Source organism: Pseudomonas sp. MONT-RG-20F-20-E-7-02, from assembly GCF_022662395.1.
Lineage (GTDB): Bacteria > Pseudomonadota > Gammaproteobacteria > Pseudomonadales > Pseudomonadaceae > Aquipseudomonas.
Genome location: NZ_JAKNQN010000003.1, coordinates 634145 through 647619 on the forward strand (window position 1 = coordinate 634145; position 13475 = coordinate 647619).

The window sequence follows — 13475 nt, forward strand, 5'->3', positions numbered from 1 at the left end:
TCCTTAATCGAGCAGGGAAATGGCAGTCGGCGCATCGTTGCCGACCAGTGCCAGATCTTCGAATTCGTTGACGGCGTTGATCTCGGTGCCCATGGAAATATTGGTCACGCGCTCCAGAATAATCTCAACAATCACCGGCACCTTGAATTCTTCGATCATTTCCTCGGCGCGGCGCAACGCCGGGGCGATCTGGCCTGGCTCGAACACACGCAGGGCCTTGCAACCCAGGCCTTCGGCGACCGCGACGTGGTCGACGCCATAGCCGTTGAGTTCCGGGGCGTTGAGGTTGTCGAAAGACAGCTGCACGCAGTAGTCCATTTCAAACCCGCGCTGGGCCTGGCGGATCAAACCGAGGTAGGAGTTGTTCACCACCACGTGGATGTAGGGCAGCTTGAATTGCGCGCCTACGGCCAGCTCTTCGATCATGAACTGGAAGTCATAGTCACCCGACAGCGCGACGACCTTGCGGCTCGGGTCGGCCTTGACCACGCCGAGTGCTGCTGGAATGGTCCAGCCGAGCGGGCCGGCCTGGCCGCAGTTGATCCAGTGGCGCGGCTTGTACACATGCAGGAACTGCGCGCCGGCAATCTGCGACAGGCCGATGGTGCTGACGTAGCAAGTGTCTTTGCCGAACACCTGGTTCATCTCTTCGTACACCCGTTGCGGCTTGACCGGCACGTTGTCGAAGTGGGTCTTGCGGTGCAGGGTGGCCTTGCGCTGCTGGCAGTCATTGAGCCAGGCGCTGCGGTCCTTGAGCTTGCCGGCGGCTTTCCACTCGCGGGCCACTTCAATGAACATCGTCAGTGCGGAACCGGCGTCGGACACGATGCCCAGGTCCGGGGTGAACACGCGGCCAATCTGCGTCGGTTCGATGTCGACGTGAATGAATTTGCGCCCTTCGGTGTACACCTCCACCGAGCCGGTGTGGCGGTTGGCCCAGCGGTTACCGATGCCCAGCACCACGTCCGATTTCAGCATCGTCGCGTTGCCATAACGGTGCGAGGTTTGCAGGCCGACCATGCCGACCATCTGCGGGTGATCGTCCGGGATCGTGCCCCAGCCCATCAGGGTCGGGATCACCGGAATGCCGGTGAGTTCGGCAAATTCAACCAGCAGTTCGCTGGCGTCGGCGTTGATCACGCCGCCACCACTGACCAGCAATGGGCGTTCAGCCTGGTCGAGCAGGGCCAGGGCTTTCTCGACCTGAATGCGCGTGGCCAAAGGCTTGGCCAGGGGCAGCGGCTGGTAGGCGTCGATGTCGAACTCGATCTCGGCCATCTGCACGTCGAACGGCAGGTCGATTAGCACTGGGCCGGGGCGGCCGGAGCGCATTTCATAGAAGGCTTTCTGGAACGCGTACGGCACTTGGCCGGGTTCCAGAACGGTGGTCGCCCACTTGGTCACCGGCTTGACGATGCTGGTGATGTCGACGGCCTGGAAGTCTTCCTTGTGCATCCGTGCACGTGGAGCCTGGCCGGTGATGCAGAGGATCGGGATCGAGTCGGCCGAGGCGCTGTACAGGCCGGTGACCATGTCGGTGCCCGCCGGGCCCGACGTGCCGATGCACACGCCGATATTGCCGGCCTTGGTGCGGGTGTAGCCCTCGGCCATGTGCGAGGCGCCTTCAACGTGGCGAGCAAGGACGTGATCGATGCCACCGACCTTCTGCAAGGCCGAATACAGCGGGTTGATGGCGGCGCCCGGGATGCCGAAGGCGGTGTCCACACCTTCACGTCGCATCACCAGGACGGCGGCTTCGATTGCTCTCATTTTGCTCATGGTTTTGGTGCCTCTTGCGTTTTGTAATTGTATACAAGTGGTGTCTGTTCAAAGTGTATTCACGGCGAGCGGCGCAGGTCAATGCATTTTATAAACTGGCGTTTGCGTTCGTCTGAATGGCTTTTTTCGACGTATGGAGCCTTTGTGCGAAAATATTGTATACAAAAACAATATTCATTGTGTTCTATTCGTTTGATCGAGCTTCTGATCCTTCAGACCTCAGCGGCTTTACCCATAACAAGATAAGGACGGCACCTATGAGCGCTTTAACCTTGAAACTCGCCACCCAACTGGCCAGCCAGGCCCTCACCGCAGGCCGCACGATTTCAGCCGCGCCGTTGACCATTGCGGTGCTCGACGGCGGCGGCCACTTGGTCACCCTGCAACGCGAAGACGGCGCCAGCCTGCTACGCCCGCAAATCGCCATCGGCAAGGCCTGGGGCGCGATTGCCTTGGGCAAGGGTTCACGTTTGCTGGCGCTCGACGCCCAGCAGCGCCCGGCGTTTATCGCCGCCTTGAACAGCCTGGGGCAGGGCAGCGTGGTGCCGGCGCCGGGTGGGGTGTTGATTCGGGATCAGCAAGGGGTGGTGCTGGGGGCGATCGGGATCAGTGGGGATACATCGGATATTGATGAGCAGTGTGCGATTACCGCGATTGAGGCGGTGGGGTTGTTGGCGGATGCGGGGGTGTCTGCTTGATTTGAGGTGACAGTGCTGGCCCCTTCGCGAGCAAGCCCGCTCCCACATTTGATTGGATTCACATATTTATATTTGTGAATGCGGTCAAGTGTGGGAGCGGGCTTGCTCGCGAAGGCGGCGCCTCGGTCTCGGCTCTAAACCCAAACCGCATCCCACAACGGATAGTCGCCAATCCGCTGTACCAGTCCCGCCCGAAGCGGATTAGCTACCACATACCTGGCCATTTTTACCAAGTCATCTTCCTGGCGCAGTGCTCGGTCATGAAAACTGGTTTGCCAAAGACGCCCCTTGCGTCCAGTAGCGCCATTCACCGTCCGGGTGCTTTTGGATTTCACCTGGCACATCAAATCCCCCAGCGAGCCTTTTTGCAGTTCGATCAGCCAGTGGAAATGGTCTGGCATCACCACCCAGGCCAGGGAGTTAGCCAGCCCTTGGTACTGGGCGAGTCTGAATTGCCAGACCACCAGGCGACCCAGATGAAAGTCACTGAATAGGGGGACACGTTCGTGGGTGTTGGTGGTGATCAGGTAGATGCGGTTTGGTTCGCTGAACCGTCCGATGCGCAGGCGGTGTGATGTGGCTGGATCAGGCATTCCTTGGCCTCTCTTCAGGTGGTGTTCTGAGAGGCTAGATCTCGATGGCAGATGCTGATCTGTAGGCTTTTGGCAGGATGTGTCTGGGAGGGCGCTTTCGCGAGCAAGCCCGCTCCCACATTGGCTTTGCGGCGTTCCGACAAATTATGTCTGGCGCAGATCAAATGTGGGAGCGGGCTTGCTCGCGAATGTCACAGGCCCCTCGGTATTTCAGTCCGGCTCACACCCCTTCAACACCAACCGAATAATCGTCTGCGCCGCCGCTTCATAATCCGCCTCATCCAGCTTGGCTTTCCCGGTTACCGCCGATATCTGCCAATCAAAATCCGCATACGTCTGCGTTGCCGCCCAGATGCTGAACATCAGGTGGTTGGGGTCGATGGCGGCGATCAGGCCGCGGTCCACCCAGCTTTGGATGCAGTCGATGTTGTGCTTGGCCTGGGCGTTGAGCTGCTCGATTTGCTCGGGGCTCAGGTGCGGGGCGCCGTGCATGATTTCGCTGGCGAATACCTTGGAGGCAAATGGCAGGTCGCGAGAGATGCGGATTTTCGAGCGGATGTAGTTGCTCAGCACCACCGACGGCTCACCCTCGGGATTGAACGGCGTAGAGGCGGCCAGGATCGGCTCGATAATACTTTCGAGCACCTCGCGGTAGAGGTTGTCCTTGGACTTGAAGTAGTAGTAAACGTTGGGCTTGGGCAGCCCGGCCTTGGCGGCGATGTCGCTGGTTTTGGTCGCGGCGAAGCCCTTGTCGGCAAACTCCTCGCTGGCCGCCCGCAGGATCTTTTCTTTGTTGCGCTCGCGAATGGTGCTCATAAACCAACAGTTTCCTTGCCAAGACAGGCGGTCGAGCATGGTAGCACCGGCTTGACGCAGGGCTCAATAATACCGGCCCAGCCCTTGCACGCCGGGCGTTTGAGCTGACTTTGTCTGTCTTGATGCTGAACGTATTCACGGTAGTACAGGCACAGGCCAGACGCGCTGCTAGAGTTCAAAGCAACGACGCGGCTGTGTTGGCCGGCGTTCAGTCCTGTAGTCGGCGTTCGAGTGAGAAACCGTGGAGAAAAGCAGACGACGTACGTTCGCCTGGGTGGTTAGCGCGTTGTTGGTAATAGCGTTGTTGATTGGCCTGGGCCTGCACTTTTTTGGCGGCACCCACAAAGGTCGGCCACCGTCGCCCGGCGAGCCGGTGGCCGTGGTGCCGGTGGTTTTGCAGGATGTGCCGGTGTACATCGACGCCCTCGGCACCGTGACGCCCACCCGCAGCGTGACGGTAGTGACGCAGGTCAATGGCATCCTCAGCAGCGTGGAATTCAAGGAAGGCCAGCACGTCAGCAAAGGCCAGGTCATCGCCCGTATCGATGACCGCGCGCTCAAGGCGCAGTTGGCCGTCGCCAAGGGCACACTGGCCCATGATCAAGCCGTATTGAGCAACGCCCAGCGTGACCTGGCGCGTTACCGTGACCTGGTCAAGGCCGGTTCCGCCAGCCAGCAAACCCTCGACACCCAGGCCTCGCTGGTGCAGCAACAACAAGGCACCGTCGCGGCCGACCAAGGCAATGTGCAAAACCTCGAAGTGCAACTGAGCTATTGCACCATCACCTCGCCGGTGGATGGTGTGGTCGGCCTGCGCCTGGTCGACCCCGGCAACTACGTGACCACTGCCAGCACCACCGGCATCGTGGTGATCACCCAGATGAACCCGGCCACCGTGGTGTTCGCCGTGCCCGAAGATGACCTGGGGGCAATCAACCAGGCCATGTCCCATGGCAGCGTCACGGTGTTGGCCTACGACCGCAACAAGAAATCCCTGCTTGCCAGCGGCACGCTGCTGGCGCTGGACAACGAGGTGGATACCAGCACCGGCACGGTCAAGGTCAAGGCGCAGTTCGATGACTCGGGCAATGCGCTGTTTCCCAACCAGTTCGTCAATGCGCGGCTCAAGGCCGACACCTTGAGCCAGATTGCCGTGGTGCCGACCCGCGCGATCCAGCACGGCAGCAAGGGCGACTTCGTGTTTGTGGTCAACGACAACAAGGCCAGCCTGCGCACCATCAAGACCGGTGCGTCAACCGGGGACGTTACCGCAGTGCTCGCCAACGGGGTCAAGGCCGGTGAGCAGGTGATCACCGAAGGCGCCGACAAACTGGACGATGGCTCGCCGGTGAAGGTCGTCGCCCAGTGAGGAGCTGCCGAGGATGAATATTTCGCGGCCCTTTATCGAACGCCCGGTGGCCACCACGCTGATGATGGTCGCGGTGCTATTGCTCGGTCTGTTGGGTTACCACTTGCTGTCGGTGTCGGCGCTGCCGGAGGTGGATTACCCGACCATCCAGGTGTTCACCCAGTACCCCGGCGCCAGCCCGGATGTGGTCAGTTCTTCGATCACCGCGCCGCTGGAACGCCAGCTCGGCGAGATGCCCGGCCTCAAGTCGATGAACTCCACCAGCTCCGACGGCGCCTCGGTGGTAACCCTGCAATTTGACTTGTCGCTGTCGTTGGATGTGGCCGAACAGGAAGTGCAGGCCGCAATCAACGCGGCGGGCACGTTCTTGCCGGCCAACCTGCCGTACCCGCCGGTGTACAGCAAGGTCAACCCGGCGGACGCGCCGGTGCTGACCTTGTCGCTGACCTCCGACGTGCTGCCGCTGACCAAGGTCGAAGACCTCGCCGACACGCGTCTGGCGCAGAAAATCTCGCAGATTACCGGTGTCGGCCTGGTCACCATCAGCGGCGGCCAGCGCCCGGCGGTGCGGGTCGAGGCCAACACCTCGGCACTCAACAGCCTCGGCCTGTCTTTGGATGACCTGCGCACCTCGCTGGGCACCGCCAACGTCAACCAGGCCAAGGGCAATATCGATGGCAAGTTCCAGGCGTATTCCATCGGCGCCAACGACCAGTTGCAATCGGCCGAGGAATACCGCGATCTGGTGATCGCCTATAAAAACGGCGCGCCGATTCGCCTGTCGCAGATCGCCAGTTCCACCCAAGGCCCGGAAAACCCGCGCCAGGCCGCGTGGACCAACGACACGCCGTCCATCGTGCTGAACATCCAGCGCCAGCCCGGCGCCAACGTGATCGAAGTGGTCGACCGTGTGCAGCAACTGCTGCCCAAGCTGCGCGCCAGCCTGCCGGGCACCTTGAAGGTCGCGGTGTTGACTGACCGCACCCAGACCATCCGCGCCTCGGTGACGGATGTGCAGTACGAATTGGGGCTGGCGATTCTGCTGGTGGTGATCGTGATTTTCGCCTTCCTGCGCAACATTCCCGCCACGATCATCCCCGCCGTGACCATCCCGCTGACGCTGATCGGCACTCTGGCAGTGGCTTACGCGCTGGGCTTTTCCCTGAATAATCTGACATTGATGGCGTTGACCATCGCCATCGGTTTTGTGGTCGATGACGCCATCGTCATGATCGAAAACATCACGCGCTACCTGGAGGCCGGAGACACGCCGTTGCAAGCTGCGCTCAAGGGCGCGGAGCAGATCGGCTTCACCATTATCTCGCTGTCCATCGCGCTGATTGCGGTGATGATCCCGCTGCTGTTCATGGGCGATGTGGTCGGGCGGCTGTTCCGTGAATTCGCCATGACCGTGGCCGTGACCATCGTGATTTCAGCGGTGATCTCCCTGACGCTGACGCCGATGATGTGCGCGCGCATGCTCAAGTCCAAACATGAGGAGCGCCGCGCGGACTTCTTCGACCGCATCAACCACCATTACGTACGCGGCCTGGATTGGGTGTTGGCGCACCGCACCTTGACCCTGATTTCGGTGGTGCTCACCGCCGCGCTGACCTTGTTCACCCTGGTGATCATGCCCAAGGGTTTTTTCCCCGATCAGGACACCGGCCTGATCCAGGGCATTTCCCAGGCCTCGCCGACCATCTCGTTCCAGCAGATGCAGGTCGAGCAGCAACGCCTGGCCGCGCGGATTCTCAAGGACCCGGCGGTGCTAAGCCTGTCGTCGTTCGTTGGCATCGACCAGACCAACCCGACCATCAACCAGGGCAATTTGCTGATCAACCTCAAGCCACGCGGCGAGCGTGACAGCAGCACTGAAGTGATCCGTCGCCTGGCCGACGCGAATGCCGACGACGCCGGCATCCGCCTGTACCTGCACTCGGTGCAGGACCTGACCCTGGACGCCACGGTGTCCACCACCAGCTACCGCCTGGGCCTGCAAGCCACTGACCCGGATGAGCTGGAGCAGTGGACCACCAAGCTGCTCGCCGCGATCAAGCAAGACCCGATGTTCACCGACGTGCAAAGCCAGGCCATGCAGTTCGGCAACCAGATCAAGCTGACCTTCGACCGCGCCACCGCTTCGCGCCTGGGGATTACCCCGCAGGCCATCGACGATGTGCTCTACGACGCCTTCGGCCAGCGCCAGGTCTCGACCATCTACACCCAGCTCAACCAGTACCACGTGGTGATCGCCACCGACCACCCGCCGCGCAATTTGCCGGACTTGCTCACCGGTTTGTACGTGGACATTCCCGGCGGCGGCGTGGCGCCGCTGTCGAGCATGGCGACCATGGAAGTGGTGCGCTCACCGGTCACCATCAACCGCCTGGGGCAGTTTCCCTATGCGGACGTGTCGTTCAACCTGGCCCCCGGGCAGACGCTGGGCGCGGCGGTGACGCGCTTGCAGGACATTGAAGCCAAGGTCGGCCTGCCGCTGTGGGTGCAGGCCAACCTCGAAGGCGCGGCGGCGACGTTCCAGGCGTCGCTGTCCAACCAGGTGTTCCTGGTGCTGGCGGCGATTGTGGTGGTGTACCTGATGCTGGGGATTTTGTACGAGAGCTTTGTGCACCCGGTGACGATCCTGTCGACGCTGCTGTCGGCGGCCCTCGGCGCCTTGCTGGCGTTGCTGGTGACGGGCACGCAGTTCGACATCATCGGCTTGATCGGCATTGTGTTGCTGATCGGCATCGTCATGAAAAACGGCATCATGATGGTCGACTTCGCCCTGGAGCTTTTACGTGAAGGCGGCTTGAGCCCGGTGCAAGCGATTCGCCAGGCGGCGGAGCTGCGCTTTCGGCCGATTCTGATGACCAGCATGGCCTCGCTGTTCGGTGCAGTGCCGTTGGCGCTGGGCACCGGCATTGGCTCGGAGCTGCGCCACCCGCTGGGCATCGCGATTATAGGCGGGTTGCTGCTCAGCCAGTTGCTCACGCTGTTTTCCACGCCGGTGATCTTCCTCGCCATGCACGGCTTGGGCGAACGCTTCAGCCGTCGCTCGGTGGCGGTGGAATGATGCGATGAACCTCAGCGCGCCGTTTATTCATCGCCCGATTGCCACCACGCTGCTGGCGGCCGGGCTGGCCTTGTTTGGCGTGTTGGCGTTCAACCTGTTGCCGGTGGCGCCGCTGCCGGAAGTGGACTTCCCGACCATCAGCGTCAGCGCCTCGTTGCCCGGCGCCGACCCGACCACTGTCGCAAGTTCTGTGGCGACGCCGCTGGAGCGCCAGTTCGGGCAGATCGCCGGGGTCACGCAAATGACCTCCGCCAGCAGCCTCGGCTCCACGCGCATCACTATGCAGTTCGACCTGAGCCGTGACATCGACGGCGCGGCGCGGGATGTGCAGGCGGCGATCAACGCCGCGCGCAGCAACTTGCCCAGCGACTTGTCCGGCAACCCGACCTACCGCAAGGTCAACCCGGCCGACTCGCCGATCCTGATCATCAGCCTGACCTCCGACAGCGCCACGCCGGGGCAGATGTACGACGCGGCCTCGACGGTGCTTGAGCAGCGCCTGTTGCAGACCACCGGCGTCGGCGACGTGACAGTCGGCGGCGGCGCGTTGCCGGCGGTGCGCATTGAGCTGAACCCGGACCGGCTGAACAGGTACGGCGTGAGCCTGGAGCAGGTGCGCCAGGTCATCGGCGCGTCCAACGCCAACTTGCCCAAGGGCAATGTGGCGGTGGGCGATCGCTCGTATGGCATCGGCGCCAACGACCAGTTGCTCGACAGCAATGATTACGGGCCGCTGGTGGTCAAGGCCAGTAACGGCGACCTGATCCACATTGCCGACCTCGGCTACGTGCGCGAAGACGTGCAGGACCTGCGCAACTTCGGCCTGTCCAACGGCAAGCCGGCAGTGTTGCTGGTGGTGTTCAAGCAGCCGGGCGCCAACGTGATCGACACCGTGGACGCGGTGAAAGCCTCGCTGCCGTTTCTGCAAAGCTCGATCCCGGCGTCGATCAAACTCAACCTGCTGATGGACCGCACCACCACCATTCGCGCGTCGCTGCATGACGTGGAAGTGACCTTGCTGGCCTCGATCCTGCTGGTGACGCTGGTGACCTTCGGCTTCTTCCGTGACTGGCGCAGCACCCTGGTGCCGGCCGTGGTGGTGCCGTTGTCGTTGCTTGGCACCTTTGGCGCGATGTACTTCCTCGGCTACAGCCTGAATAACCTGTCGCTGATGGCGCTGACCATTTCCACCGGGTTTGTGGTCGACGATGCGATCGTGGTGGTGGAAAACATCATGCGCCACCTGGAGCGTGGCAAAACGCGGGTGGAAGCGGCGCTGGCCGGCGCGCAGGAAGTCGGCTTCACCGTGCTGACCATCAGTGTGTCGCTGGTGGCGGTGTTTATTCCGTTGCTGTTGATGGGCGGGATTGTCGGGCGGTTGTTTCGTGAGTTTTCGGTGTCGCTGTCGGTGGCCATTGTGATCTCGATGGTGATCTCATTGACCGTGACGCCAATGCTCGCCAGCGTGTTGCTGCGCGCGCCGAAGGAAATCCGCGCAGGCAACGAGCACCCGGACTCACGCTTTCACCGCTTCTACGACCGCACGCTGGGTTGGGTGATTGATCACTCGATCCTGATGGGCCTGGTGACAGTGCTGGTGATTGTGCTCGCGGGCGTGCTGTACGTGCTGGTGCCCAAGGGCTTCTTTCCCCAGGAAGACACCGGGCGCCTGCAGGGCAGCATCATCGCGGCACAGAGTATTTCCTACGGGGCGATGCAGAACGACTTCACCGCGATCAACCACAAGGTCATGCAAAACCCCAATGTGGAAACCGCTGCGGGGTTTGTCGGCGGCGGTGGCGGTGGCGGCGGGGCGGTCAACAGCGCGCAGTTGTTTGTGCTGCTCAAGCCGATTGATCAGCGCAAGGACAGTGCCGTGGATGTGATCGGCCAGATCCGCCGCAGCCTCGGCGACTTGCCTGGCACCAAGCTGTTTTTGCAGGCAGCCCAGGACATCACCGTGGGTGGCCGGCAAAGCGGCGCGCAGTACCAATACACCTTGACCGCCGACGACCAGCAATCCCTGGATGAGTGGGTGCCCAAGGTGGTGGAAGTGCTGCACAAGCTGCCGCAACTCACCGACCTGAACACCGACCAGCAGGACAACAGCCTGCTGGCCAACGTGCACATCAACCGCGACACCGCCGCGCGGCTCGGCGTGGGCATGTCGGCGGTGGACCAGACGCTGTACGACGCCTTTGGCCAACGCCAGGTCTCGACCCTTTACCGCGCCGCCAACCAGTACCACGTGGTGATGGAAATCGCGCCGGAGTACTGGACTGACCCTTCAGCGCTCAAAGGCATTTATGTGCCGACCGGCAACGCGTCAGTGGCGGCCAAAGGCACCACCGCTGCGCCGAACCTGACCACGCCAACGACGTTGGTGCCGCTGTCCGCACTGGCGGATAACAGCCTATCGCGCACGGCGATTTCCATCAGCCACCAAGGCACGTTCCCGGCGGTAACCGTGTCGTTCAACCTGGCGCCCGGCACTTCGATCGGCCAGGCCACCGCGCTGGTGGAGGACGCGGTGAAACAGCTGCGCATGCCCGCCAGCGTCACCGGCCAGTTTGCCGGTACGGCGCAGGTGTTCCAGTCGTCGGTGGCCAGCGAGCCGCTGCTGATCGTGGCTGCGCTGCTCTCGGTGTACATCGTGCTGGGCGTTCTTTACGAGAACCTGATGCACCCGCTGACCATCCTTTCCACCTTGCCTTCGGCAGGCGTTGGCGCGTTGATTGCCTTGCTGCTGACCGGCACCGAGTTGTCGATCATCGCGCTGGTGGGCGTGATACTGCTGATCGGCATCGTCAAGAAGAACGCAATCATGATGATCGACTTCGCGATCACCGAGCGGCGTGAGTTCGGCCTTACGGCCAAGGAAGCGATACGCCGCGCGTGCCTGATCCGTTTCCGGCCGATCATGATGACGACGCTGGCGGCGATTCTCGGCGCGCTGCCGCTGGTACTCGGCTCAGGCTATGGCTCGGAACTGCGCCGGCCGTTGGGGATTGCAATTATTGGTGGGCTGTTGCTCAGCCAGGTGCTGACGCTTTACACCACCCCGGTGATTTACCTCTGGCTCGACCGGGCGTCGCAACGCCTGGGGCGGCACAAGGAAGCAAGGTCATGAAACTCAGATATAGCGTGCTGTTGGCCAGCCTGATGCTGGGTGGTTGCATGGTCGGGCCGGACTACCAGAAACCGGCGATGGAGCTACCACAATCGTTCAAGGAAGGCGCGCAGTGGCAGCGCGCGGTCTCCAATCCTCAAGGGGCGTTGGACAGCCAGTGGTGGCTGGCCTACCAGGACCCGGTGCTGAATGACTTGGTGGCGCGCTCGGCCAAGGCCAACCAGTCGATCATCGCGGCCGAGGCGGCGTATCGGTTGGCTCAGGCGCAAGTGGCGTCGAGCCGTGCCGGGTTGTGGCCGACGGTGGGCGTGGGCTTGTCCGGTTCGCGCGGCGAGGGCGGTGACGGCAGCACGTCCAGCACCACCACGGCATCGAGCGGCGTGAAAAACAGCGTCAGCGCCACGTTGACCGCCAGTTGGGAGCCGGACTTGTGGGGCGAGGTGCGCCGGGGCATCGAATCCAGCCAGGCCACGGCCCAGCAATCCGATGCGTTACTGGCCGGGGTGCGGTTGTCGATCAGCTCCAGCGTGGCGAGCAATTACCTGGCGTTGCGGCAGATGGACATCGACGTGCGCCTGTTGCAACAGCAGCAGAGCATCAATCAGCAATTGCTCGACATGATCCAAGCGCAGTTCACCCAAGGCGTGGCGACCAATGACCAGTTGCTGGTGGCCCAGGACCAACTGACCACCTCGACTGCCGACCTGCAGACGTCGCTGCGTAATCGTGAGCAATACGAACACGCGTTGGCGGTGCTGGTGGGCGTGGCGCCGAGTGAGTTCAGCATTGCGCCACGCACTGATTTTGCCTTCGTGGTGCCGCGGCCACCGTTGAGCCTGGCGTCGACCTTGCTGCAACGCCGGCCTGATGTGGTCGCGGCTGAGCGTTCGGCGGCGGCGGCCAACGCCAAGATCGGCGTGGCTGAGGCAGCTTTTTTTCCGACCCTCGATCTCACGGCCCAATTGGGTTATCGCGGCAGTGCCTTGGGTGGGTTGTTTTCGTTGCCTAACCGCATCTGGACGTTGGGACCGGCGTTGGCGGAGACGATTTTTGACGGCGGCGCGCGGGAGGCGGCGGTCAAGCAGGCGGAGGCGAGTTATGACCAGATTGCGGCCAACTACCGGGGCACCGTGTTGAGTGCCTTGCAGAATGTCGAGGACAACTTGTCGGCGATCAATCATCTGCAAACCCAGGCGGATGCGTTCCAGCAGGTCTACCAGCGTAATCAGCAACTGTTTGGCAGCCAGGAGGCGCAGTTGCGTGCGGGCACTGTCAGCCGGGAGACGGTGCTGACTCAGCAGTTGGTGTTGCTGCAGGCGGAGCAGAATTTGCGTGATACGCAGGGGCAGTTGAGTCAGGGCAGTGTGGCGTTGATTCAGAGCCTGGGGGGTGGTTGGCAGCCTTGACACACCGGTGTCCCACTGTGGGAGCTGGCTTGCCTGCGATGGCGGCCTCCGAGCCGCCCAGTATCTTGCTGACCCAACACAATTGAATTGTGGGAGCGGGCTTGCTCGCGAAGGCTATATGTCAGTTGGCTGGGATATTTAGTCGGAGTACATATCCATTGCTTCGGTAACGGCCACTTAGGGTTCCGCTCTTACAGCGGCTCACTTTTGGAAGGACCCAAAAGTAAGCAAAAGGTCCTCGCCCCACCACTCGGTGTCTCGCCTAGGCTCGACATGCCCTCACTCCGGCTTGAATCCGTGGGCCGCCGCGATGGGCCATCCTTGGCCCAGCGCGGCTAACCCGGCGTCCTGCCGGGTTACCCACGGATTCAAGCCTGCGTTCGGCCAGCGTGGTTGACGGGGCGACTCAGATCAAGATCAAAAGCAGATCAAAAGCAGATCAAAAGCCAGGTCAACAGCAATATTCTGCGCAGTAGCGTCCTGTATTCCCTCACGGTCTAATCGCAGGATGAACCCGCCATGGCAGGAAGCAACTACTGGTACTGATCGACGACATCGCCGCCGTCCTCGACGATGTGGCGTTGATGACCAGAATGGCCGCCAAGCAG

Annotated in this window: 8 protein-coding genes; 5 read left to right on the top strand and 3 right to left on the bottom strand. The window is 62.0% G+C overall.

What is annotated here, in order from left to right:
• Nucleotides 1-3: 3 nt before the first annotated feature.
• Nucleotides 4-1779: a glyoxylate carboligase gene (gene gcl / locus L8I05_RS12110; RefSeq protein ID WP_159955082.1), complete on the bottom strand. Its 1776-nt coding sequence runs from the start codon at nucleotides 1777-1779 to the stop codon at nucleotides 4-6.
• A gap of 257 nt (nucleotides 1780-2036) precedes the next feature.
• Here gcl and L8I05_RS12115 point away from each other — a divergent pair, with 257 nt between their 5' ends.
• Nucleotides 2037-2477 (top strand): heme-binding protein, encoded by a 441-nt coding sequence (locus L8I05_RS12115; protein ID WP_242169152.1) that lies wholly within the window; start codon nucleotides 2037-2039, stop codon nucleotides 2475-2477.
• Nucleotides 2478-2611: 134 nt separating this feature from the next.
• On the opposite strand, the gene L8I05_RS12120 is transcribed toward L8I05_RS12115, so the two are convergent.
• Nucleotides 2612-3070, bottom strand: coding sequence for a transposase (locus L8I05_RS12120; protein ID WP_242169154.1), 459 nt, complete (start codon nucleotides 3068-3070; stop codon nucleotides 2612-2614).
• Between the two features lie 210 nt (nucleotides 3071-3280).
• Nucleotides 3281-3886, bottom strand: a complete 606-nt coding sequence (locus L8I05_RS12125) for a TetR/AcrR family transcriptional regulator (protein ID WP_159955085.1) — start codon at nucleotides 3884-3886, stop codon at nucleotides 3281-3283.
• A 241-nt stretch (nucleotides 3887-4127) separates the two neighbouring features.
• Between L8I05_RS12125 and L8I05_RS12130 the strand changes: the two genes are divergently transcribed.
• From L8I05_RS12130 to L8I05_RS12145, 4 genes are read left to right on the top strand one after another with little or no spacing between them, the layout of a single operon-like run.
• Nucleotides 4128-5255, top strand: a complete 1128-nt coding sequence (locus L8I05_RS12130; protein ID WP_242169156.1) for an efflux RND transporter periplasmic adaptor subunit — start codon at nucleotides 4128-4130, stop codon at nucleotides 5253-5255.
• Nucleotides 5256-5268: 13 nt separating this feature from the next.
• Nucleotides 5269-8331, top strand: a complete 3063-nt coding sequence (locus L8I05_RS12135; protein WP_242169158.1) for an efflux RND transporter permease subunit — start codon at nucleotides 5269-5271, stop codon at nucleotides 8329-8331.
• Nucleotides 8332-8335: 4 nt separating this feature from the next.
• Entirely contained in the window at nucleotides 8336-11461 is a 3126-nt protein-coding gene (locus L8I05_RS12140) for an efflux RND transporter permease subunit (protein WP_242169160.1), read from the top strand.
• The gene (locus tag L8I05_RS12145) at nucleotides 11458-12867 is read left to right on the top strand and encodes an efflux transporter outer membrane subunit (RefSeq protein ID WP_242169162.1); all 1410 of its coding nucleotides are present in this window, start codon (nucleotides 11458-11460) and stop codon (nucleotides 12865-12867) included. The genes L8I05_RS12140 and L8I05_RS12145 overlap by 4 nt, the downstream gene beginning before the upstream one ends.
• Nucleotides 12868-13475: the final 608 nt, after the last annotated feature.

Bases quoted from the DNA above. Each gene is read 5' to 3' on its own strand.
- L8I05_RS12115 (WP_242169152.1), top strand. From the start codon at position 2,037: ATGAGCGCTTTAACCTTGAAACTCGCCACCCAACTGGCCAGCCAGGCC.
- L8I05_RS12125 (WP_159955085.1), bottom strand. From the start codon at position 3,886: ATGAGCACCATTCGCGAGCGCAACAAAGAAAAGATCCTGCGGGCGGCC.
- L8I05_RS12145 (WP_242169162.1), top strand. From the start codon at position 11,458: ATGAAACTCAGATATAGCGTGCTGTTGGCCAGCCTGATGCTGGGTGGT.
- L8I05_RS12140 (WP_242169160.1), top strand. From the start codon at position 8,336: ATGAACCTCAGCGCGCCGTTTATTCATCGCCCGATTGCCACCACGCTG.
- L8I05_RS12135 (WP_242169158.1), top strand. From the start codon at position 5,269: ATGAATATTTCGCGGCCCTTTATCGAACGCCCGGTGGCCACCACGCTG.
- gcl (WP_159955082.1), bottom strand. From the start codon at position 1,779: ATGAGCAAAATGAGAGCAATCGAAGCCGCCGTCCTGGTGATGCGACGT.
- L8I05_RS12120 (WP_242169154.1), bottom strand. From the start codon at position 3,070: ATGCCTGATCCAGCCACATCACACCGCCTGCGCATCGGACGGTTCAGC.